Raw genomic sequence first — 23,744 nt, 5'->3', positions numbered from 1 at the left:
CGGATGTCGATTGGAGCGTTGGAATTCTCTAAGTTTTACTGGAATCTTTTGGAATTAATCGAAATTAGTGGGTGTTTTTGGAATATTCTGACAACTATTAGACTTTTTCCAATTGTGCGGCAAAAGATCAGCCAAGTCTAAATCATAATTGCTGTTGTATAACGCAATCTTAGAAAATACATCCGTAAGCCAAACACTTACATATTGTTAATGTCATCCTCATTTTTTGTCATCAAAGAAACAGCTCTAGTATGAAAGTCGCGATCTGTGAAAGACCGAAGACTTACATTAAAAGTACAACCAATCAAGAGCTTGTTGAGATGAGGCATATACACATGGTAGGATACGAATAGTCATCATCAGATAAGTTAATGTACAAAAAAAGAGTGCTCTTTCGAACACTCTTCAACTCAAATGACATATTATTTATATTAGAAGATACATTACAATGCTTCTAAAATACACATTACATTTTAATGCAACTCCAATTGCTCTACCCCTTCGTGCGCATTACCTCTGATGGCTTCAAAAGCCTCTTGAAGCTCTTTCAATTTCTCAGGTTGCGCATCGGCTAGGTTGTTTTTTTGCTCCTTATCATCCTTAATATTGTAGAGTTGATATTCGTTGGAGTTACCCAACTCTATATTAACTTGTTTATTGACAGGATTGCCTTTATAAGGAGGAATCATAACCCAATCTCCACTGCGGTAGGCTGTTTTTGAATTAGCTTCAAGCACCAAGTCATCACGACCGTTGTCTGTTTTTCCTAACAACACATCCAACATATTTTCACTATCTGCTTTAGGTGCTTCTATACCAGCTAAGGAAGCAAAAGAAGCCATCAAATCCATCTGACACACCAATGCATCCGACACCTTAGGTTGAATAGTACCTTTCCAGTAAGTAATAAATGGCACACGTGTTCCTGCCTCAAACAAACTATACTTTCCACCTCTTAATCCACCGGTAGGTTTATGACCACCCAGCTTCTCCACAGCCTCATCATAATAACCATCATTTAAAACGGGTCCGTTGTCACTTGAAAATACAATCAAAGTATTCTCCAACAATCCTTCCTCTTCCAGTGTCTTGATAAACTCACCCACACACCAGTCTGCTTCCACAATCACATCACCTCGAGGTCCTAAATTGGTAGCTCCCACAAAACGAGGACTTGGAGTACGAGGGACATGAGGTTGTTGCATGGCATAATACAAAAAGAAAGTTTCATTTTTATGAGCCTTCACATACGCCTGTGCTTTTGCCAAAAAGTGATCTGCCATTTCCTCATCTTTCCAACGGGCTGCTTCTCCACCTTTCATATATCCAATACGAGGAATACCATTCACAATGGTATTATTATGTCCATGATGCCATTTCATATCACATAACTCAGGATGATCTTTTCCTGTTGGTTGGCCATCAAAATTCTTTTTATAATCAACTTCTATGGGGTCGTTTTTATCCAGGTTATCCACATGTCCATTATCAATGTACACGGTAGGAACACGATCTTGAGTGGCAGCCATAATATAGGCATAATCAAAACCTACTTCATTAGGTCCCGGACTTACTCGCTCATTCCAGTTCACGTGACCTTCACCTAATCCTAAGTGCCATTTACCAACTACACCAGTATGGTAACCGGCAGGACGCAACATTTTAGGAATAGTCATCTGCTCAGTTCCTATTAATAAAGGAGCTGTTCCTGGCAATATCTTCGCGTCTTTATTACGCCAAGGATAAGTACCTGTTAGTAAACCATATCTACTGGGCGTACAAGTGGCCGAGGTAGCATAACCATTGGTAAACTTAACGCCACCTTTGGCCAGGTTGTCAATATTAGGAGTCGGTATTTCTGTTGCTCCATAGGCCCCAAGATCACCATAACCCAAATCATCTAGATAAATAACCACGATGTTTGGTTTTTTAGATGTTTCACTGTCTTTTGCTTGTTTATTTCCAGCAGGTGCACAACCTACCATCATCGCTAAGACAAACAAAAACGAGTAAATCAAATTTGATTTTTTCATGTGTTTAAAAATTTGTAAAGCCTACAATACCGATGCAATATTCTAACCACACCGCCACCCACAACAGTATGACATGTGTGATCTGATTATTTAGCACCTGTACTATCGGTTTTTATGTGTATTAATTTATGTGAAAAATTCTGCTATCTAGCCACTTTTATTAAAGTAGCTCAAAGATAAAATAATTCACCATTGAATGACAGACAAAAATACACAAATAATAGGGGGTGTTTTGTACTTAGTGATACAAATGTTGGTCACTACAGTACAAATGTTCTGTTATTTATTCCAGTCGAGCCGGTTCATTTTATTATAAATGGTAATGGGCGACATATAGATATCGGATTTAAAAGCCTTATAATCTTCAGATGCTTCTGAATCATATAACACATAAGCAGCCCATTGAAAAAGTTGCTCACCAAAACCGGCAGATATGGTCAGGCTATCAGTATAGTGTTCTACATTCCGTTTACCATTTTTTGAAAGATATTGCAAACCTCTCTTAAGGACTCCTGTCACTTTTCTGCTTTCATAATCACGAATATGCATTAATTCATGAGCAAACAAACCAATACGCGCTTCTTCCGGCACATTGGCTAACAACACGCCTTTAAAAGCCTCATCGGTATTTACATGAATAATATATTGACGATTCTTTTTCCCCATAAATAAAGAAGCAAATCCAGGACGAGCTGTCATCGTTGTCTTTAATTTTTTGGTTTTGATTCGTATCTTACAAGCGTGCAAATCTTCAAATTGAATATAAGGAACCAGAAAATTTTGCAGATAATTATCTTTGAAAACAGCATCCACTTTCAATGAACCTCTTTGCCAATAATTATTTTTGTTGGTTTGTACCTTTCCGCTAATGGGAATGGATGAAAGAAAAATTAAATTTTTGATACTTGTTGTGATGTCCTTCAGCTTCATACCGTCCTCTTTTGCTTTATTCTATTAAAAAAACACCAAAAGGTTTCAAAAAGTTCTTACTACATATTATCATAACAAAGCCATAAGCACCCAAAGCCTTACCATTGGGGTAAACCATCAACAGCTAAATAATGTTAAATTTATAAGTTCCCCACCAATACAAGTCCCTGCCAAGTCAAATAAGTACAACAAAAATAACTTATCACTCTTACTACATCCATTCAAAAGCACTTCTATAAGCCCCAATTTCGTTTATATAATCCAAAAACTGCCCATAAAACTTATGCTGTCCCACAGTTGCACTATCTCCCACTATCACCATTTTCTTTCGCGCTCTGGTCATGGCAACATTCATTCGTCGTGTATCTGAGAGAAATCCGATTTCGCCTTTTTCATTGCTTCTCACCAAACTGATGTATATCACATCCCTTTCTTGCCCTTGAAAAGAATCAATGGTATTCACCGACAGCTGAAGTTTACATCCATCAAACTCCTCATCCACGTCTTTAAAATTCTCTTGTAGTAAATTAACTTGTGCTTTATAAGGTGATATTACCCCAACACTAATTTCAGTATCCTTTAACTGACTTGCCAAGGTGCTAAAATATTCCCTAAAATGCTTTAGCACCAAATCTCCCTCCTCCGGATTAAATGAGCTTTTACGCTCCTTATCCATCTGCTCAAAAAAACCACAGCCTGCCGTATCTACAAATTCAATGGCCACATCGCCTTCAAAACAAGTCCAGTTTTCCACTTGCTCATTGGCCTTTAATCGGTCACCATAAAAATAACGACTTGAGAAGCGCATAATATCTTTGTTCATACGATATTGCTCCTGCAACATTACGTCCACCTTATTACGCTTGATGGCCTTTTCGAATAAGGTCTCATCCAGACCAGCCTTGGCTGCTTCAAAAGATTTAATCGTTGGAGGCAACTGACAATGGTCACCGGCAAAAACAACACGATTGGCCTTTAATATAGGAATCCAAGTGGCAGGTTCCAATCCCTGTGCAGCCTCATCAATAAAAACAGTATTAAATCTTCGGTCTCTAATATGATAATTAGAAGCGCCCACCATAGTGCTGGCAATCACCTGAGCACTGCCCAAAATATCATTGATAATATAATACTCTAACTGTTCCACCTCCTTTTTCAGCTTACTGGATTCCTGCAACAACAACCTTCTTTGCTGACGTTCTTCATGCCCGAAATTACGTTTGTATTTCATGGCTGTACGATAGTATTCTTCGCTCTGTTTCTTTAGTGCCTTTAAATCTTTATAATTACTATGGTGCGCAATATTGGCATCAAGCGTTTTACTTAAAATCTCCTGTGTCACCCTTGCCGGATGTCCAATACGTACCACGCGCAACCCTTTATTTCCTAACTTCTCGCACAATAAATCGATGGCTGCATTGCTGGGAGCACATACCAGCACCTGGCTCTCTGACTTTAATGTATGGTAAATACTCTCCACCAAAGTCGTTGTTTTTCCGGTACCTGGAGGGCCATGCACAATGGCCAAATCATTGGCCGACAAGATACGATTCAGAGCTCTATTTTGACTTTCATTCAAATGGGGTATCACCACTTCTTGTTTATCTGCAAATGTGGCTTCTTGCGATTCCAGCAACAAACTTCTCAGATACATCAAACGATCATCCTGAGGATGCATCACGATACCCAAGGCTCTCTCCATCTCCAAATAAGCATTCTCATCGAACATCAATTGAACACCCACATTACCATCGTGCAACCATTGAGGTTCCTCATCGCTATTGAGTGTAATCATCATTTCGCTATCATTTGCTCTATTCACCACTCCACTAACCGCATGTTTATTTTCATTATTATTGCCCGAATTGGAAAATAAGGAAACCAATTTTCCTGACTGAAAAAGGTGTGACTCTCGGTGTTCCTTAGGTCTGGATACTTTCACCAACAAACGTTCTCCCGCATCAAATTTTGTACGCTCAATGCCTAAGGGATACCAACACACTCCTTCCCTTCTTCGTTCAACAACAGAAGTATCAGACACCTTACGTTTATACTGAAGCAAGTCTTCTTCCTTTTCCTTCAATAGAAGTGCATGTATTTTTTGAAGTTCCTTCATAATCCTACTCATAGAATAATTCAAATGATTGAATGGCGAAATTAACACTTCAAAATTTAATTATAAGCTATGGGCTTAAATTTATCTGTAACCATACCAAGACATTTACGTTATAGCTACTTTAAAACAAAAAAGTAAAATATGATTATATACGGATGGCGCTCGTCTCACATTAAAACACTACAATCTAAAAACATCACATGCCCCAATTGTCATGAAAAAGGTGGCATCGAGAACAGTTTTTACGGAAAATATTTTCATTTTTTCTGGATTCCCACTTTCTCTCTGGGAAAAAAAGGAGCATCCAGGTGTGTCAAATGCAACCATATCTATGAACCTAAGCACATGCCAGAAAATATTGATCGACAGTTTAGAGAGATGAAAAGCGAAGTAAGACTGCCTTTTTGGCATTTTTCTGGACTTATTATTATCGCTTTCCTATCCATTGCCATCGCCTTTTCCAGTACAATATAAACACCACTCCATTATAAATAAAAAAGTGCGAAGGCTAAAACTTTCGCACTTTTTTTATGCCCCCACATAAGACCAACGACTCCGCCCCTGTAAAGATCATAAATAATGCGCTTTACATTCAAAATAAATTAGTATTTTACAGTAGATATTTTAAACCCAGAAAATGCATTAGAAAATTTATAACGAAGATCTGATACATTATCCGGGTTAAACCGTACCTATGAGGTAGAAAAATGCTGGCCCTACAGAATACCTAAATACTTTGATAAATTTAGCAACGTGCAAACATTTTTCAGATCCCATGGTTATTTAAGCATGCCTTTTTATTCATGACAAAAATGACGAGTATCAGAAACAATAACACCATTCCCAATCACCCCGAGGTGAATTTGGAGATAAGTAAATTTAATCAAATCATACAAAGCCTCAATCAACTAAACACCAAGCAAAAAGAGCGTCACAAAAAGCGAGGCAAACTACTTGCTCACGAGCGGATCAACCTATTGATTGACAAGCAAACACCGTTTGTTGAGTTATCACCATTGGCAGCATACGGCCAATATAATGATAGTTTTCCTTCCGCCGGAATCATCACTGGTATCGGCATTATACAAGGACGCGAATCAATTATTATCGCCAATGACGCATGCACCAAGGGAGGCACTTACGTTAAGGAAACTATCAAAAAACATCTGAGGGCACAGGAGATTGCCGAACAAAATAATTTAGCCTGTGTCTACCTGGTTGATTCTGGTGGTATATTTTTACCCGAACAAGCCCAGGTGTTTCCCGACAAAGAAGACTTTGGGAGGATCTTTTATAATCAAGCCCGATTATCATCCATGGGTATTCCACAAATCAGCATTGTGATGGGATCATGTACCGCAGGAGGAGCATACATTCCAGCCATGAGTGACGAAACCATTATCGTTAAAAACCAAGGCACCATATTCCTCGGAGGCCCCCCCTTGGTAAAAGCAGCTACCGGAGAAGATGTTACGGCCGAAGAACTAGGAGGAGGAAAACTACACACCTCAGAATCGGGAGTGGCAGATCATTTAGCAGACGACGATCACCATGCCATTGAAATATGCAGAGAAATATTCAAATCTCTACCACACCCCTCTAAGGAGAACTACAAACGTACTCAAGAGGCTCCTCCTCAATACCCACGAGAAGCTATTTATAATGAGATACCCAACATTGGCAGTAAACAAAGAGATGTACGGCCATTGATTAAGTGTCTTACAGACCATAGCGAATTCAATGAATTTAAACCTGATTACGGTTCTACCTTAGTGACCGGATATGCGAATATCAATGGATTTTCGGTTGGGATACTAGCCAACAATGGCATTTTGTTTTCAGAGTCAGCACAGAAAGGAGCCCATTTTATTCAACTATGCAATAACCGCAACCTCCCTATGATATTTTTGCAAAATATAGCTGGATTTATGGTTGGCAAGGAATATGAGAAACGGGGCATTGCCAAAGATGGCGCTAAAATGGTCAATGCACTGGCCAACTCCCGGGTACCTTTTTTCACCATCATCACAGGTGGAAGTTATGGTGCAGGCAACTACGCCATGGGAGGACGGGCATTTGGCCCTCGCCTATTGTTTACCTGGCCCAACTCAAGTATATCGGTAATGGGTCCCCGACAGGCAGCCGATGTGTTGGCCACCGTAAAAAAAGACCAGGCCAAAGCGGCAGGTGTAGAAATATCAGAAGATGAATTAAACCAGCTTAAAAATAAAACCCGACAAGGCTTTGAGAAAGAAGCCTCTCCTTATTATGCCACCAGCCGACTATGGGATGATGGTATTATTGACCCTGCCGATACCAGAATGATTCTGACCATTGGCTTAACTATTGCACAAAATAAACCCAACAATACTTCTACTTACGGTATTTTCAGAATGTAAGCTCCATGAAAACAATCAAATTTTATATTGAAGATCGAATTGCTTTTTTAGGTTTAAACAGACCCGAAAAGAAAAACGCCATCAATAAAACGATGATAGAAGAAATAATTGGCACCCTCGCAGAAAATAAAGCCAACAGAAATTTCAGGGTACTGGTGATCTATGGTGAAAGTGATCATTTTTGCTCAGGAGCCGACTTAGAATGGATGAAAGCCGGGATACAACAATCCAAAACCGAAAACATCGACGATGCCAAACTATTCAACACCTTATTCGAGAGCATTCACACCTTTCCAACGCCAGTGATCTGTGAAGTCAAGAAATCGGCATTTGGAGGAGCCGTAGGACTAATGGCAAGCGCTGATATCGTAGTGTGCGAAGCCTGCTCTACATTTGCATTCCCGGAGGTAAAGCTAGGCATTATTCCAGCCACCATAGCGCCTTACATTATCTCTAAGATGGGCAACAGCAACGCACGCAAGCGTCTTTTAATACCCAATCCGTTTACTGCAAAAGAAGCACAAGCTGAATCATTGGTGCACTTCATTGCCGACAACGTTCCTATCCGAGAAAAGACACTCAGCATTGCACAAGCCGTTGCGCAAGGTGCTCCCGATGCACTGATACAAACCAAAGCCCTCATACAACGTCTAGAAGAATGTGTAGATGATGAATCGGCCTTTTTATTTTGTGCACGAATGATTGCCAATGCACGGATCTCCAGCGAAGGCCAGGAAGGTGTTAAAGCATTTTTTGAAAAACGAAAACCAGCATGGAACAATGAAGAAAATATACCATCAGTTTAATAGGATACTCATTGCCAACAGAGGCGAAATAGCCGTAAGAATCATAAAAACGGCCAAAGAAATGGGATTGGAAACGGTGGCCATTTATACAACCGAGGAGAAAGATGCCCTGCATGTTGAGAAAGCAGACCTAAAAGCCTTGATGAATGGAACAAGGCTTGAGGAAACCTATCTGAACGCGCATCAAATCATTGCTCTGGCACAACGCTACCAGGTAGATGCCATCCATCCCGGCTACGGATTTTTATCTGAGAATGAAGTATTTGCCGAGCTATGTAATCAACACAATATTGTTTTTATCGGCCCCGAAGCCCGCCATATTAAAATGATGGGAAACAAAGAGGCGGCCAATAAGATAGCTGCACGCTGCGAAATACCATTGCTGCAAAAAATAAATGGTTCTGTTGCACAAATACTGAAAGGCGCAAAAACACTAAGCCTACCCATTGTTATCAAAGCGTCTGCAGGAGGCGGAGGTAAAGGAATGCGCGTCGTTCACCACTTAAACGAATTAGAAAGAGAAATTAAACGCGCCGCATCCGAAGCTCTTAGATATTTTGGAAATGCTTCAGTTTACATAGAAGAATACATCCAAAACCCCAGACACATAGAAGTACAAATACTGGGCGATCATCATGGAAACACGGTTCATTTATTTGAGCGGGAATGCTCCATACAGAGGCGCCATCAAAAAGTGATAGAAGAAAGTCCTGCTCCCAATCTGGATAACACCACAAAACAAAAAATAATAGAAGATGCCTTGAAGCTTGCCCAACATATCGGTTATACAAACGCAGGAACGGTAGAATTTTTATTGACAACCGATCAAAAGCACTTTTTTCTGGAAATGAATACCCGTATACAGGTAGAGCACCCTGTTACTGAACTCATAACAGGCATCGACATTGTCAAGGAGCAAATACAAATTGCGGCAGGCATGCCCCTCTCCTATCAGCAAAATGAGATTGAATATCACGGACACGCCATTGAAGCACGCATATACGCTGAAGACCCCAGTGACAGCTTCGCTCCCTCCTTTGGAAAGATAATGGGCACCCATATTCCTTCCCACCCCCATATTAGAATTGATGGTGGTGCACAATCACAAGAGAACCTCAACCCCAACTTCGATCCCTTACTAAAAAAAGTAATTGCCTACGGTCAAGATCGCAACCAAGCCATCCTGCGCCTACAAAAGTTCTTGAATAACTTCGCTCTTTTTGGCGTTGAATCCAACAGAGAATTCATACTAAAGGCTCTGAAAGATCCCGATTTCCAACAAGGAAACTATTCCACCTCTTTTTTCGAAGCCAAGCAAGACTACCTCTTATCCAAGACGCCTGTGTTAAGTGCTGAACTGGAAATCATTGCAGCCGCCTTTATTACCCTGAAACATCACACTAAAATACCATCAGACAATATATGGAACACCCTTGGCTACTGGCGATTATACCAACAACACCAAATATATTTTGAAGGACATAAACTAACCATTGACCTCATCAACATCAATACCGAAACCATCACTATTCAAATAGATCAAGAAAAACCTATTGAAATTTCTTGCATCAGAATTGAACAAAATGAACTCTCATTCATTATTAACGAAAAACATTTTTGGGTCAATTATCTGGTGGCGAACGATGGCCTTTATCACATCCAGCATAATGGACGAAAAAGAATTATTAGCGATATACCTGAACGAATAAAAAGAAATAATGACACAGATAATGTGGAGGCTATAAAAACAATGAAAGCTCCCATGCCGGGAAGAATAATCGAAATTATGGCAAAAGAAGGTAAAGCCATAAAAAAGGGAGATACCCTCATGGTGTTGGAAGCCATGAAAACAGAAAACAGCATTCATGCTTGGAAGGACACTGTGGTTAAAAAAATTGCAGTTGATAAAGGTCAACAGGTACAGTTAAACCAGCTATTATTAGAAACAGAATAATACACAGACAAGAGCAAACAACCATTATTGACTATTGACAAACAACAAATAAGTAAAGTATGAATCCATATTACAGCGGAGAAAAAGAAGAATTCAGAAAAAAGGTAAGAGAATTTGCTGAAACTGAAATTAAACCTCTTGCACAAGCATTAGATGCCCAGGAAACTTTTTCGGTTGAGTTAACCAAAAAAATGGGACAACAAGGTTTATTTGGCATTGACATACCTCAAAAATATGGCGGACAAGGCAAGGATACTATCTCATACATTATTGCTGTGGAAGAAATAGCCAGGGTAGATGGCTCACAAGCAGCCACGCTCGCTGCACACAATTCGCTAGGCGCTTCTCCTATATACCATTTTGGCACCGAAGAACAAAAAACATCCATGCTCCCGGATCTCCTGAACGGAAATAAACTCTGGGCCTTTGGTCTTACCGAAATAACAGCCGGTTCTGATGCCAGGGGTGTTGCCTCAGAAGCCACCAAGACGGATGACGGATGGAGCATCAATGGTTCCAAAAGATATATCACCAACGGCAGTAACGAACTCATGGCAGGCATCACCGTTTTGGCAAAAACCGGAACAAAAAATGGCAAACCCACCTATTCTACCTTTATTGTTAAGAGAGACAGTCCTGGCTTTTCAACAAAGCGCACACTGGGAAAAATGATGTGGAGAGCCTCTGACACTGCCGAAATAACATTTAATAACTGTCTTATAAAAGATAGTGATATACTGGGAACACCCGAAAAAGGTTTATCTCAAATGCTTCAAACCTTGGATAGTGGAAGACTGTCCATTGCAGCTATGGGCTTAGGCTTGGCACAAGGTGCTTTTGAAATGGCTTTAGACTATGCCCAACAAAGAGAACAATTCGGAAAAAAAATTGCAGGTTTTCAGGCCATACAATTTAAACTGGCCGATATGGATCTAAAAATAGAACTAGCCAGAAACCTACTATACAAAGCCTGCTGGCTAAAAGACAATCACCAACCTTTTGGCAAAGAAGCTGCTATGGCAAAATTATATTGCAGCGAGGTAGCCGCTGAAGTATCTGACGAAGGAATGCAAATATTGGCTGGAGCAGGTTTATTTAAAAATCATGATATGGAACGGTTTTATCGTGACCATCGTATTTTACGTATTGGAGAAGGAACATCCGAGATACTTAAGTTGGTGATCTCTCGTCATCTCATGTAATAAGCGCACATTGTCATTAAAATAATGATACCCCAAACCTGAGGCTCTAATTTATATTTGTTCCGGTACGGGGCTTGTATCATCTATTTTTTTGGCGTAAATTCGATTCGTCCTCATAAAACCTTGTTTTTTTATCCTATGGAAGACAGAAAAAAAGAGCATCTTCATTTAGCTTTTGAAGCCACTGTAAGCCGGGCCCAAGCAGACCCTCGGTTTATGTACGAACCATTATTGTCGGCCCATCCCAATGGAGAGGTAAAGCCTTTTTCATTTTTAGGCAAAAAGATGAACCACCCTTTCTGGATTTCGTCCATGACTGGTGGAACACAGCGCGCCGCAGCCATTAATGTAAAATTAGCAAAAGCTACCGGTGAATTTGGATTGGGCATGGGACTGGGATCATGTCGTGGTCTTTTTGAATCAGATGATTACTGGGAGGATTTTAATGTACGCTCTTGGATAGGAGATGATTATCCTTTTTATGCCAACTTGGGCATTGCCCAACTAGAGCAACTACTAAAAAACAAGGAGAGTGAAAAAATCGACTACCTGAACAAACAGCTGAAAACAGATGGTACCATCATACACATCAACCCTCTGCAAGAAGCATTTCAACCCGAAGGCGATGTATTAAAACGCCCACCAATTGAATGTATCCAGGAACTGCTGGAGCAGGTTGAGTCTCCTATTATTGTTAAAGAAGTAGGACAGGGAATGGGGCTAGAGAGCCTAAGAGCCTTACTAAATATGAATATTGCAGCAATTGAGTTTGGAGCACTTGGGGGCACAAACTTTACCAAGCTGGAACAAATGCGCAGATTAGATATCTCCTCTATTTTCGAAAGCTTTACAACTGTTGGCCATACTGCCGAAGAAATGACACGCATGGTCAATCAAATTGTTGAAGAAGGCAATACGCAATGCAAGCAAATTATCATATCGGGAGGCATCAAATCCCTCTTAGATGGCTATTATCTGACCAAGATAAGCAAGCTACCCGCTGTATTAGGAATGGGTAGTGCTTTTTTAAATTATGCCCTCAAAGACTATCAGGAGCTACAAACATTTGTTAAAAATATGATTAATGCATGGCAACTGGCCGAAGCCTATCTGAAAATTAAATAAAACTGCAGTTCAAATAACCATTAACATCGAATAAAGGCTCTGTGTTTTCATGGAGTCTTCTTTAAATGAACACTATTTTTTAGGCCATATACATGATGTATTGATGGCACAAAGCAAAATACCAACAAATACTATGATCCAAGGTTTTTCAAAACGCTCTCAAGAAGAAAAAGTAGACATCCTACTAAATAACTTTAAGCTACCATCATCCCTCAAACAAACCCTCAACTCTCACCTTCACAAAAACTTACAAGACACATACAATCAATTCTCCGAAAACACCGTCAGTAACTTTTACCTACCTTACGGTGTTGCACCAAACTTCATCATCAACCAAAAAGAATATGCCATTCCCATGGCTATTGAAGAAAGCTCTGTGGTAGCAGCAGCAGCCAAAGCAGCTAAATTTTGGAGTAGGTTAGGTGGATTCCAAACAAAAGTAATTTCATCCATAAAAGAGGGGCAGCTTTTTTTTACAAGCGATTGGAAATTCGGGGAACTGAAAGAACACATGCCATATATCCACACTGCACTAATCCAAGGCATTACTGACCTTACGCAATCCATGGAGCAACGGGGAGGTGGCATTGTAGATATGCAGCTAATTCCCATAACAGATATCGACGACCAATCCTACTGCCTGCAGGTTCATTTCGAAACAGCTGACTCCATGGGGGCAAATTTCATCAACACATGCCTCGAAAGGATGGGAAACCATCTCTGTACCATACTAGAGGATAAAAACAAAACAAAACAAGTAACAATCGACATGGCCATTTTATCCAACTACACCCCCAGCTGTATGGTAGAATGTACAATCTCCTGTCCTATCCACTCTTTAGGAGCCTATGCCGGAAATTATACCTCTCAAGAGTTTGCCCGGCGTTTCGAGAAAGCTGTTTTATTGGCCAAACACAATACACCACGCGCTGTAACCCATAATAAAGGCATTATGAATGGTGTTGATGCAGTTGTTATGGCCACTGGCAACGATTATAGAGCCATTGAAGCCGGGGTACATGCCTACGCTGCCAGGTCAGGCAAGTACAGCTCACTCACTAACATTACCCTAACAGATGAACTATTCACCTACACATTAACCCTACCATTGGCTTTAGGCACTGTTGGAGGCCTCACCAAGATCCATCCTTTGGCTCATTTTTCACTGGCGCTTCTGGGAAATCCTTCAGCATACGAATTAATGCAAATCATTGCATCTGCAGGAATGGCCAATAATTTTTCGGCAATAGCAGCATTGGTTACTTCCGGCATCCAACAGGGGCATATGAAAATGCATTTATCAAATATTTTATTTACTTTTAATGCGTCCGATGATGAGAAAGCAAAAGCCTTCAACTATTTCAACAACCATACCGTTAGTCACTCGGCAGTAAAACAGTTTCTCGAATCTGAGAGACATACAGATAACGAAATATAGAAAAGCTATTACCACATTCTTTTCAGTTAAGTAGCAGGCAGTAAATATGAACAAAGAAATAAAACCAAGCCCCGTTTTTTCTTCCAGAGGCAACGGCAAGCTAATGTTGTCTGGAGAATATTTAGTATTAAAGGGCGCAAAAGCATTATCATTACCATTAAAGTTAGGACAAAGTCTGGACATTTATGAATCCAAAGAAAATGGATTTATCTGGGAGGCCACGCATGCCGACGGAGACTGGAACACCGTTAAATTCAATGATAAACTTACTATTACCAGCTGTACCGATGACGCATTTGCAAAACAACTGCAAAAAATCATTAGAAAAGCCATCAAATTAAGCCCACTCCAACTAGCTGATATACTAGAAAAGAGAGCTGTAACTCATTTGGAATTTATGCCACAATGGGGACTTGGCAGTAGCTCTACACTGCTATATAACCTTTCTGTTTTTTTTAAAATTGATCCCTATAAGCTTCTGCAAACAACATTTAAAGGATCTGGCTATGACATCGCCAACGCAGCCAACTCAATGGCTATCTTCTTTCTGCTCATAGATGATAAGCCCAAAAGTGTTGAAATCAACTTTGATCCTATTTTTAAAAATAACATTTACTTTGTTTATACCGGTAGAAAACAAAATTCAAAAGCTTCCATTAAAGGCTTTCATAAAAGAAATATTTCTTCTGAAGATATTGTCAAAATAAGCGCCATATCTACATACATGGCGGTATGCACCGAATTAACTGATTTTCAAGAACTCATAAACGAGCACGAAGATATCATTGGCAGAATAATAGATAAAACGCCCGTTAAACAAGAACATTTTAGCGACTTTGATGGTTCTATCAAATCACTGGGAGCTTGGGGTGGCGATTTTGTGATGGCTGTAAGTAAACAAACAGACGAATATGTTTTTGATTACTTTGGCAATAAAAAATTAAATACCATATATAAGTACGAAGAATTGGTTTTAAATAACCCTTGCAGGTAAAGTAACGTACAAAGTAAAATGAGCTCTCATTTATCCATAAATAATGACAATAACTGAGAAACAAGATTTAAGTGAAGGTAGTAAAATTCATGTTACCAGTCCTTCGAACATAGCCATTGTTAAATATTGGGGAAAAACGGGAATGCAAATTCCCTTAAATCCTTCTGTCAGTTTCAGTTTAAAACATTCCATCACCGACACCTCGATCAGTTACACCTTTCATCCTGGTCAGGAAAACATCTCCTTCCGTTTGATCTTTGCGGGTAAGGAGAACACTACATTTAAAAAGAAAACAGAGGTATTTTTCAAAAGGATCTTACAGATATTTCCCTGGTTAGTAAATTTTCATCTGAATATCGAAAGTAAAAACACTTTTCCTCATTCGTCAGGAATAGCCTCTTCGGCCAGTAGTTATGCAGCCTTGGCCATATGTTTAAGTAAAATACATCAACAAATAACCGGCCAGCAACTATCCGAGCAACAAATATCCAATGTGGCTCGTCTGGGCTCCGGTAGTGCCTGTCGATCGATATATGGTGGTTGGAATTCGTGGGGTAAATCAAAGCTAAAACAGAGCAGTAATATGCATGCGATTCACCTACAAGACAATATACACCCAAGCTTTACAAACATCCAAGACAGCATACTTATTGTCAGCGAAGATCAAAAAAAAGTGAGCAGTACCCTAGGGCACCAATTAATGGAAGGCCATCCCTATAGAGAAGGAAGAATACAACAAGCCAATGAGCATACAAATAAATTGTTCACTATTTTAAAAACAGGCGATTGGAATGCTTTTGTCACCTTGGCAGAAACGGAAGCACTAAGCCTTCATGCTTTAATGATGAGCTCCACACCCAATTACACCTTACTTTTGCCTAACTCCCTGAATATTGTTCAACAAATTAGAATATTTCGTGAACAAAACAATATTCCAGTCTGTTTCACCATCGATGCCGGTCCTAATATTCATGTTTTATATCCGGCTGCGAACAAAAAGCAAGTTCAGGAGTTTATTCACAATAATTTGATGTCATACTGTGTTCAAGGAAATTTAATACATGATGAGTTGGGCGATGGACCAGCAGAAATATTATAATAGATGTCTATAAACAATAAAAACAGCATTTTTTATTCTAAGGTTCTTCTTTTCGGAGAATACTCTATCCTTTTTGATTCCAATGGATTAACCATCCCGTACGCACATTTTAACGGGACACTTGATTTCATAAACTCAACCAGTTATACCGATTTGGACTTCGCAAAGAAATCCAACGAGCAACTAAAAAAGTATTCGGCATACCTGCAAGAAAAAGCCATTGATCTAGTGCATATTGATCAAATTAATGCGGATGTTGCAAAGGGCTTATATTTTGAATCTTCTATTCCCGAAGGTTATGGTTTAGGAAGTAGTGGTGCTCTGGTAGCTGCCTTCTATAAAAAGTACGGTAAAAATCGCATTGAAGCCAAAGCTGGGCTCTCAAACAAAGAAACACAAGAACTCAAAAGAACATTTTCGATCTTAGAGTCCTACTTCCATGGTAAAAGCTCGGGCATCGACCCGCTCATTTGCTATCTGAAGTACCCGCTTTTTATTAAGGATCAAAAAAATATTTCTTCCATTGGTATATCCCGAGAAAATATAAAATCAGATGATGCCGTATTTATTGTCAATACCAAACAGACAGGTAAAACAGGACCTCTGGTAGATTTATTCATGACCAAATGTCTCAACCCTAAATATATCGACCGAATAAAAAACGATTTGATACCAACAACCAATAAATGTATTCATTCCTTATTGGCAGGTGATTTAAATAGTTTTTACACACATCTAAAACAACTTTCTAAGTTTCAGTTTCAATATTTAAAAGAGATGATACCCAGCGAGTATTTAAAACATTGGGAAGAGGGATTTAAAAAGAACGATTACTTACTAAAACTATGTGGATCAGGAGGTGGTGGCTACCTACTTGGTTTTACTCGAAATTTCAGCAAGGTAAAAAAAGAATTGACAGACCAAGGTCTGGAGGTGATACCTGTTTATCAGGAGTTTTAAAGTGTTATGAGCATTTTTTTATGCTCTATTTCCGGCTGCATCTACAGTATAAACTTTAAAAGTTCCAGTTTCTGCAGTTTCAAAAACAAACGGAGATTCTTTAAGCACCTGAGGTTTATGCGCTACTTTTCCAATAATATTATCGTTTAAAACAATTTCATAATGAGAAATTGCATGCTCAGCTGCATAGGCGGTTTGCCAAGTGATTTTAGTTGTTCCATCAACAGCTTCTTGTTTTAAATCTCTAGGTGGTGTCATGTCTATTTTATCAAGCTGAAAGAAATTTGTTCTTTCTCCTGCTACCTGTGCTGTTTTTGCTTCTATTTCTCGTCTTTTCTCATCTGACATTGCATCAGGCCTAACTTGAGAAGCATAATAATTTTGAGTTAACTGACATTTAAGCGGATCTTCATCTATATGACCAATGTCTATAATTAAAGTATCTACACCTGGTGTGGTTAGAACATATTCTATAAGTTCATGACTTGGTAAATCTACAGAACCTACTTCACGATAAATTTGGTCAGGTCTTCTTGAGAATCCAGGAACTTCTTTGTACATGGTTCCGGCTCCAAATACTTTCATCCCAACAACACCAAGGCCTTTAGCTTTAGCTATTGGAATAACATTATGTTTCATATTGAAATACAGATGATCATTGGAATTTACTGAAACGAGGCATAGCACCGCTATGGTAAGTTGAAGAAAAGTAACGAAGTGACTTCTTTTGAAGCCATTTTAAGGCGTAATAGATTTTCTAATGCATTTTCCGGGTTATAGCTTTCTCTCCACCGCCGGCCACGGGGCTATTGTTCTGGCCAACACTGCAATCCACTAGCTGACAACCTCTTATACAAATGAAAGATGTCGATTAATTGAAAAACACAACTCAACAACTCCATGATTTTACCAACTCGCCATCCTAACAAGCTAACAAGCTAACGACCTAACTATCTAACAACTTAAACAACTCGCCATCTCAAAACAAAATTTTCATGAATAATAACTACATATAAAACGTGGAATCGTTTAATTAACAGAATATTAGCCCACCTCTCCTTTCCTACAACTTACTCTGGGGCCTATCGATGGATGCCAATCTAAAACTAGCTCCTTCATCCACGAAGCTATAATAAATCCTTTAACAAAAGATGCAGGCAAAATACAAAGCTCTGCTTATTAAAAGTCAACAAAAACCCAATAAGATTAAAAGCCCCCAACCACCATCACCCGAAAATGAACTGACTAATGAATTTGGTCAAATAGCTAATAAAAAAAGTATCCCCAAAGCCCCTTCCTCAGAAAATGCAATCAACAGAATCATCCCTAAAGAGAGGTTTACTTAGTAGGATTGTAAATTCCTTAAATAACATAAAGTAATACAATTTATTTTATAGAAAATAGTGTATTTATTATAATTTTTACTTTCTTTGTTATTACACAGTTTACAAAACCTTTAAATAACAATGCCTATGATGAAATAAAAAGAGAAAATAGGCTGGCTACCTTCCTTCCTAAAAGCCAAGAGGAATGATAAATCACATGATCCCACGAGAGTTAACGATTCTGGTCTCAATACCAGTTAGACTCTAAGTCGCACAAAGAATATGAAACGGGTATATTTAGCTATTTTTCTATTGCTGCAAGTTCAATTTCAATAGCTTTTATTTTGTTTATATGAAAATTATAAAGTCAATTTTTTATGTTGTAGTAGACAAGAAAAACTAAACGAAGTGGTATATTTATACTAGCAAAAAAATGGCGAATGAAACAGTTACTAATAATTTTATTAATAAGCTTTTCTATGTGTTTTTCTAAGGACAAAGTGCAGACCGCATCTAATGTGGATAGTCACATTGATGTATATCTAATAGATGAAAAGGGAGAAAACGTATTCGCTCCGGAGTATCAAGGGAAAAGAAATTTTGAAGTATTAACCCCTAAACGCAGGAGGTTTGTTAAATTCTACGACCCTCTAAGTTATGCTCCTAATGGATATGTAATTAATTCTGACTATAGTATTCGTATTTTTTTAAATCTCCCTTCTATAGGCGATTCGCACTCTTCCACTTATGTCAGATTTAATAAAGGGAAAATAATTAGGATAAAGACCGATTTTTATATCTCAATTCCTGATTCAGTAAACCAAACATTTGGAGGAGGCACTATTGCCAAAGAAAGAATATGGTTTAACGACCTGCTAATTTGGGAATCTTCTAATAATACAACAGTAACCCCTCGTGTTCAAACAGTTGATTTATAAATGTTTATTAACATTTAAAACCTATTAACTTTTTAACAATTATTATTATGATTAAGAATTTTTTTCTAATAGTTATTAGCTTCGTGCTGATATTTTTTTCAAGTTGCTCAGAAGATCTTGATAATTCAAATCTACAACCAAATGGGAACGCTCCTGAAATTAGTCCAACTACGCGAGTTGTTTCTGAGGAGCAAGGTCTGATTTTTGCGGAAAAAATGTATGCTGCCATTCAAGCAACAGAAACTCCTCAAACACGCTCTACTGCATCTACTCAATCTTGTGACATTGAGACCATCAAAAATGAGGACAATGTCCCTGTTATGTATATCGTTAACTTTGGTGACAACCAAGGCTATATGCTACTGTCCGCTGACAAGGAATCCCAAAGTTCACTAATTGCATTCAATACAACTGGGAAGTTAGACTTAGATGAAATGAATCCAAACTCTCCCATGAGATCGATGATCGATGAACAAATAGAAAAAATAACGAAAGACATAGACAAAACAATAAATGTAGATGACGAAAACTATAACATGTGGGAAAGCTTAGGAAATGAGAGCGATGGCGAAGAGATTGAAATAGAGCTGGTTGTAAACAACTCAGCTTCCACAACCAAAGGTAAACATAAAGGGTCATGGGGCTTGACGCCAATTGGGCCATCGAGTACTATCCAATATTGTGTGTGGGGACAAGCAAATGGCTACAATGCTGATGCAAAACGCCCCAACATCGATCTTGCTGGATGCCCTGCCGTAGCAGTAGGGTTATTGTGTAAGACATGGAAGTATCCAAGCGACCGAGGATTTGATTATGCAGCAATGCCCAATAGCCTGGCTCCCACCACCGATTCTAATCCTATTTCAAGAATGTTTAGAGATATCGCGGATGTAATTCCTGGTTATAGTTGGGGTACTGCAGCAAGCGGAGGCAGTGGAGCCAGTCAAGCTGGAATACTCACTGGGCTTAAAACTCTTGGCTACAATTCCGCTAAGTCAACTTCATATGACTTCAATACTGTATATAGCAATATTGAAGATTGGTATCCTGTTTTGTTAGGTGGTTTTACAAATACTGGTGGCCATATTTGGATTGCAGATGGTTATTCAGAGACTAAATGGAAAGTTACAAGAAAGTTTTTAGGTATTACGGTTAAAACATGGTACGAATATTCTGATCACATATACATGAATTGGGGTTGGTATGGCTCTAGTAATGGTTGGATTGATCAAGAAAGCTGGCCTTCATACAACAATAGCAGAATAATGTGGTATGATTTATTCCCACGTTAAACGACATCTTACACAAAACCATGGAATATTATCTTTCCATGGTTTTTGTGTATCCTAAATTCTATAAAGAAATACGATGAGCTTAACACCTTTTTAATAAAAAGAGGGCAAAGCCTTATTCTGACTAAAACTTGTAGAACAATTATAATATTGAATACTTCGTAAGCATAGAGAGTGCATTGTTATATTGGTATTTACCGGATGAGAAATTAAAAATTAATTAACATAAAACGAGCTATGAGAACGTGTTCACATACAGAAGAATGATTAATTTTGACGAGTTCCATATGGCCACTGAAAAATAAATTTAAACACATGAAAACTTTATTAATAAGAATAGTAAAACTGACATTTTTTTTATTTTGCATATCGTTTTTCTCTTGTTCTAAGGATAGTGATCCTGGTATAACCATCGAAGTAAATCAAAGTACGTTGATTTTTCAGCCGGGAGCTGAAACAAAGTCATTCGAAATTACAGCTTCTGAAGAATGGAATATAACTTCTGCCGAATTATCCCATTCATATGGAGGAAATTTTGCAGAAACTAACTGGTTTCGAATTTCACCTGTATATGGTGTGGGAAATGCCACTATCACCATCACTACAAAAGAAGATTCTAAAAATAATAATATCGAACTTCATATCGAATATGGAAACCAAGCAAAGACAATTACACTAATTCAGAATTAACTTTATGCGCATTGTAGTTACCTTCCTCTTTTTTTGTATTTTTTCTTTTGCAGTAAAAGCTCAAGTGTTACGCATTAATGGTTGTGTAACAGACATAAAAACTAAAGAAGTTCTGATTGGCGCAACTATCAGCAATAATGAAGCATCCTTTGGTGTAGTTACTAATTCATACGGTTTTTTTTCTTTTGAGCATCCTAAAGGTAATGTGCAGTTACTTTGTTCATATTTAGGTTATGAAACTGTAGTAATTGATTTATGTTTAACCAAAGACACAACGATTAACATACAGTTATCTCCTATAATACTCGAGATTTCCAGTGTGGAAATAATTGCAAACAAAAGCAATACCAGAATGGATAAAGGCTTAGGTATTATCACAGTTCCTATCTCAACAATAAAAAATAGACCTAAGTTATTTGGTGAGAGCGATTTGATGAAGTCGCTTCAATTTATTCCTGGTGTGCAACAAACAGCAGAAGGAAAGAGCAATTTAACCATTCGAGGAGGCAGCCCAGACCAAAATTTAATACTACTTGATGATATTCCAATCTATAATGCAGATCATGCTTTTGGCTTTTTATCAGTTTTTAATACAGAAGCTCTTAAAAATGTCACTTTGTATAAATCCGGCTACCCAGCCCGTTTTGGTGGACGGCTTTCATCAGTTATTGATATAAACACTAAGGATGGGAACAAGGAAGCTCTGGCCGGCTCAGCAACTCTGGGCTTACTGGCTGGCAGTGTTAATTTTGAAGGTCCAATTGTCAAAGACAGAACATCATTCTTCTTTTCCGCAAGGCGTTCTTTAATTGACCTTTATCTTATGGGGCTTCAAGAACAAGCAAATGCTGATGATTTTGAGACAAACAGGACGAATTTTAGTTTTTCTGATATTAATGCTAAAATTCATCATAAGATAAGTGATAAAACTTCTATATATACTATGCTTTATAACGGAAGGGATAAACTAATGAACAGAACTGGTAATAATGATATTTCCATCAATCAAGATGATATTCCGGATCGAAATGGCAATTCTGTTCTGAACAATATTCCTAATCAAAAAATCTCAAATTCAATATCAGAGCAAGATTGGAAATGGGGAAACACTATATACGCTATTCGTTTAAACAGTGCCGTTAGGTCTAATATGTTTCTCAACACTACCGTTTCTTATAATAAATACCAGTATGAAACAACAGTGGATAATAGCTTTGCTAATGATAGTGTCAATGTTATTGATGCGTTGAATTATTCGTCGGGTGTTAATGATTATTCTATTTCATTAAATTGTGAATATACGCCTTCTAATAAACATTTTTTGAGAAGTGGTTTACAATTTATTTATCATGATTTTTTTCCGGAAATTTTATTGCTTCATTCAAGCGGAAATGAAGCAACCACTCCCAATACCCAACCATCTCAGAAAGTACTTAGCCGGGAATACTCTTTTTACATTGAAGATATATGGAGTATATCAAAGAAATTGAAAGCCAATATTGGGACAAGATTCTCTTTATTCAACGTAGATGGTATAATGTACAATGCCTTTGACCCTCGTCTTTCATTGAGGTATATGTTGACTAATAAGCTATCGATAGTCGCCGATTATACACACATGGAGCAATATATTCACATGCTTTCAAATAACTCATTATTGCTTCAAACAGATTTATGGATGTCATCTACCAGTTCCATAAAACCAATGCGAGCTCGTCAGCTTTCATTGGGAGTTAATCAGACTATTACTTCACAACTCACTTTTTCTTTTGCCAGTTACTATAAAAACATGAATAATGTTATTGAATACAAAGATGGAGCTTCATTCTCTGGCACTTCTTCAGGTTGGGAAGAAAAAGTAGAAAGTGGTATTGGTCGAGCCTACGGAGCTGAATTTTCATTGGAGAAAAATTTAGGTAAGACTACAGGGACACTATCGTATACCCTATCTAAAACAGAAAAAAAATTTAACAAGATTAATTCTGGCGATTGGTTTCCATCAAAGTACGACCGCAGGCACAATATCAACCTATTAGTTATGCACAAACTAAACTCCAAAATTGACTTTACATTAAATTGGGTATACTCCTCCGGTAATATGATTACCATACCGGTAAACAGTGTTGTAACACCTGATATCCCTTATTATCCCGGTAAATTTGACGAATTGACTCAACTTGAGAATCGGAATAACTACAGGATGCCTGCATTCCACAGACTTGATGTAGGGATAAATTATACGCGCAAAAAAACGAAAAACAAAGGTGGAATTTGGAATTTCAGCATCTACAACATCTATAACCAAAAGAATGCTTTTAAATTATATGAAGAGGTAGATGTGTCGAGAAATGATGTAGGAAAACTTGTTTACACTAAAAAACTTAAACAAGTGACTCTTTTTCCGATTATACCTTCTATATCACATACGTATAAATTTTAGCTT

General features: G+C 38.3%; 18 protein-coding genes. 14 read left to right on the top strand and 4 right to left on the bottom strand.

Annotation, left to right across the window (positions count from 1 at the left end):
* Positions 1-473 precede the first annotated feature (473 nt).
* The 3 genes from CYTFE_RS0100615 to CYTFE_RS0100600 form a co-directional block, all read right to left on the bottom strand.
* The gene (locus CYTFE_RS0100615; protein ID WP_027470223.1) at positions 474-2,033 is read right to left on the bottom strand and encodes a sulfatase family protein; all 1,560 of its coding nucleotides are present in this window, start codon (positions 2,031-2,033) and stop codon (positions 474-476) included.
* Between the two features lie 279 nt (positions 2,034-2,312).
* The gene (locus CYTFE_RS24320) at positions 2,313-2,963 is read right to left on the bottom strand and encodes a hypothetical protein (RefSeq protein ID WP_052342896.1); all 651 of its coding nucleotides are present in this window, start codon (positions 2,961-2,963) and stop codon (positions 2,313-2,315) included.
* A 211-nt stretch (positions 2,964-3,174) separates the two neighbouring features.
* Positions 3,175-5,091, bottom strand: coding sequence for an AAA domain-containing protein (locus CYTFE_RS0100600; RefSeq protein ID WP_027470221.1), 1,917 nt, complete (start codon positions 5,089-5,091; stop codon positions 3,175-3,177).
* A gap of 129 nt (positions 5,092-5,220) precedes the next feature.
* Between CYTFE_RS0100600 and CYTFE_RS0100595 the strand changes: the two genes are divergently transcribed.
* The 10 genes from CYTFE_RS0100595 (at position 5,221) to CYTFE_RS0100550 (ending at position 17,056) form a co-directional block, all read left to right on the top strand.
* A complete protein-coding gene (locus CYTFE_RS0100595) occupies positions 5,221-5,553 on the top strand; it encodes a zinc-ribbon domain-containing protein (RefSeq protein WP_027470220.1) in 333 nt (110 codons plus the stop codon).
* A gap of 329 nt (positions 5,554-5,882) precedes the next feature.
* Complete coding sequence (locus CYTFE_RS0100590; protein WP_027470219.1) at positions 5,883-7,478, top strand: carboxyl transferase domain-containing protein; 1,596 nt, start codon at positions 5,883-5,885, stop codon at positions 7,476-7,478.
* 5 nt (positions 7,479-7,483) lie between these two features.
* Entirely contained in the window at positions 7,484-8,284 is an 801-nt protein-coding gene (locus CYTFE_RS0100585) for an enoyl-CoA hydratase-related protein (RefSeq protein ID WP_044262454.1), read from the top strand.
* Complete coding sequence (locus CYTFE_RS0100580; RefSeq protein ID WP_027470217.1) at positions 8,259-10,238, top strand: acetyl/propionyl/methylcrotonyl-CoA carboxylase subunit alpha; 1,980 nt, start codon at positions 8,259-8,261, stop codon at positions 10,236-10,238. Before CYTFE_RS0100585 ends, CYTFE_RS0100580 begins: the two co-directional genes overlap by 26 nt.
* 59 nt (positions 10,239-10,297) lie before the next feature.
* Positions 10,298-11,440: an acyl-CoA dehydrogenase family protein gene (locus tag CYTFE_RS0100575; protein ID WP_027470216.1), complete on the top strand. Its 1,143-nt coding sequence runs from the start codon at positions 10,298-10,300 to the stop codon at positions 11,438-11,440.
* 138 nt (positions 11,441-11,578) lie between these two features.
* On the top strand, positions 11,579-12,565 hold the full coding sequence (locus CYTFE_RS0100570; RefSeq protein WP_027470215.1) for a beta/alpha barrel domain-containing protein: 987 nt from the start codon (positions 11,579-11,581) through the stop codon (positions 12,563-12,565).
* A 49-nt stretch (positions 12,566-12,614) separates the two neighbouring features.
* Positions 12,615-14,003: a hydroxymethylglutaryl-CoA reductase gene (locus CYTFE_RS0100565; RefSeq protein WP_235208127.1), complete on the top strand. Its 1,389-nt coding sequence runs from the start codon at positions 12,615-12,617 to the stop codon at positions 14,001-14,003.
* Positions 14,004-14,049: 46 nt separating this feature from the next.
* On the top strand, positions 14,050-14,997 hold the full coding sequence (locus tag CYTFE_RS0100560) for a GYDIA family GHMP kinase (protein ID WP_044212690.1): 948 nt from the start codon (positions 14,050-14,052) through the stop codon (positions 14,995-14,997).
* A 43-nt stretch (positions 14,998-15,040) separates the two neighbouring features.
* Positions 15,041-16,096 (top strand): diphosphomevalonate decarboxylase, encoded by a 1,056-nt coding sequence (mvaD, locus tag CYTFE_RS0100555; RefSeq protein WP_044212688.1) that lies wholly within the window; start codon positions 15,041-15,043, stop codon positions 16,094-16,096.
* A gap of 3 nt (positions 16,097-16,099) precedes the next feature.
* Positions 16,100-17,056 carry a mevalonate kinase family protein gene (locus CYTFE_RS0100550; RefSeq protein ID WP_027470211.1) on the top strand — a complete coding sequence of 319 codons (957 nt, stop codon included), beginning with the start codon at positions 16,100-16,102 and terminating at the stop codon, positions 17,054-17,056.
* An 18-nt stretch (positions 17,057-17,074) separates the two neighbouring features.
* Here CYTFE_RS0100550 and CYTFE_RS0100545 read toward each other — a convergent pair whose 3' ends face one another.
* Positions 17,075-17,695 (bottom strand): aldo-keto reductase family protein, encoded by a 621-nt coding sequence (locus tag CYTFE_RS0100545; protein WP_027470210.1) that lies wholly within the window; start codon positions 17,693-17,695, stop codon positions 17,075-17,077.
* 1,126 nt (positions 17,696-18,821) lie between these two features.
* Here CYTFE_RS0100545 and CYTFE_RS0100535 point away from each other — a divergent pair.
* The 4 genes from CYTFE_RS0100535 (at position 18,822) to CYTFE_RS24315 (ending at position 23,741) form a co-directional block, all read left to right on the top strand.
* Positions 18,822-19,319, top strand: coding sequence for a hypothetical protein (locus CYTFE_RS0100535; RefSeq protein WP_152541732.1), 498 nt, complete (start codon positions 18,822-18,824; stop codon positions 19,317-19,319).
* Positions 19,320-19,366: 47 nt separating this feature from the next.
* Positions 19,367-20,611 (top strand): C10 family peptidase, encoded by a 1,245-nt coding sequence (locus CYTFE_RS0100530; RefSeq protein WP_027470207.1) that lies wholly within the window; start codon positions 19,367-19,369, stop codon positions 20,609-20,611.
* A 315-nt stretch (positions 20,612-20,926) separates the two neighbouring features.
* Positions 20,927-21,301, top strand: coding sequence for a BACON domain-containing protein (locus CYTFE_RS0100525; RefSeq protein ID WP_027470206.1), 375 nt, complete (start codon positions 20,927-20,929; stop codon positions 21,299-21,301).
* Positions 21,302-21,305: 4 nt separating this feature from the next.
* The gene (locus CYTFE_RS24315; RefSeq protein WP_052342895.1) at positions 21,306-23,741 is read left to right on the top strand and encodes a TonB-dependent receptor; all 2,436 of its coding nucleotides are present in this window, start codon (positions 21,306-21,308) and stop codon (positions 23,739-23,741) included.
* Positions 23,742-23,744 lie beyond the last annotated feature (3 nt).

The sequence above is a fragment of the Saccharicrinis fermentans DSM 9555 = JCM 21142 genome (assembly GCF_000517085.1).
In the GTDB taxonomy this organism is placed as follows: Bacteria; Bacteroidota; Bacteroidia; order Bacteroidales; family Marinilabiliaceae; genus Saccharicrinis; species Saccharicrinis fermentans.
The sequence above is the reverse complement of the archived record's forward strand: the minus strand, read 5'-3'. Positions and strand labels throughout refer to the sequence as shown.

Coding starts and splice junctions, on each gene's coding strand:
- CYTFE_RS0100615 (WP_027470223.1), bottom strand. CDS start 2,033: ATGAAAAAATCAAATTTGATTTACTCGTTTTTGTTTGTCTTAGCGATG.
- CYTFE_RS24320 (WP_052342896.1), bottom strand. CDS start 2,963: ATGAAGCTGAAGGACATCACAACAAGTATCAAAAATTTAATTTTTCTT.
- CYTFE_RS0100600 (WP_027470221.1), bottom strand. CDS start 5,091: ATGAGTAGGATTATGAAGGAACTTCAAAAAATACATGCACTTCTATTG.
- CYTFE_RS0100595 (WP_027470220.1), top strand. CDS start 5,221: ATGATTATATACGGATGGCGCTCGTCTCACATTAAAACACTACAATCT.
- CYTFE_RS0100590 (WP_027470219.1), top strand. CDS start 5,883: ATGACAAAAATGACGAGTATCAGAAACAATAACACCATTCCCAATCAC.
- CYTFE_RS0100585 (WP_044262454.1), top strand. CDS start 7,484: ATGAAAACAATCAAATTTTATATTGAAGATCGAATTGCTTTTTTAGGT.
- CYTFE_RS0100580 (WP_027470217.1), top strand. CDS start 8,259: ATGAAGAAAATATACCATCAGTTTAATAGGATACTCATTGCCAACAGA.
- CYTFE_RS0100575 (WP_027470216.1), top strand. CDS start 10,298: ATGAATCCATATTACAGCGGAGAAAAAGAAGAATTCAGAAAAAAGGTA.
- CYTFE_RS0100570 (WP_027470215.1), top strand. CDS start 11,579: ATGGAAGACAGAAAAAAAGAGCATCTTCATTTAGCTTTTGAAGCCACT.
- CYTFE_RS0100565 (WP_235208127.1), top strand. CDS start 12,615: ATGGAGTCTTCTTTAAATGAACACTATTTTTTAGGCCATATACATGAT.
- CYTFE_RS0100560 (WP_044212690.1), top strand. CDS start 14,050: ATGAACAAAGAAATAAAACCAAGCCCCGTTTTTTCTTCCAGAGGCAAC.
- mvaD (WP_044212688.1), top strand. CDS start 15,041: ATGACAATAACTGAGAAACAAGATTTAAGTGAAGGTAGTAAAATTCAT.
- CYTFE_RS0100550 (WP_027470211.1), top strand. CDS start 16,100: ATGTCTATAAACAATAAAAACAGCATTTTTTATTCTAAGGTTCTTCTT.
- CYTFE_RS0100545 (WP_027470210.1), bottom strand. CDS start 17,695: ATGAAACATAATGTTATTCCAATAGCTAAAGCTAAAGGCCTTGGTGTT.
- CYTFE_RS0100535 (WP_152541732.1), top strand. CDS start 18,822: ATGAAACAGTTACTAATAATTTTATTAATAAGCTTTTCTATGTGTTTT.
- CYTFE_RS0100530 (WP_027470207.1), top strand. CDS start 19,367: ATGATTAAGAATTTTTTTCTAATAGTTATTAGCTTCGTGCTGATATTT.
- CYTFE_RS0100525 (WP_027470206.1), top strand. CDS start 20,927: ATGAAAACTTTATTAATAAGAATAGTAAAACTGACATTTTTTTTATTT.
- CYTFE_RS24315 (WP_052342895.1), top strand. CDS start 21,306: ATGCGCATTGTAGTTACCTTCCTCTTTTTTTGTATTTTTTCTTTTGCA.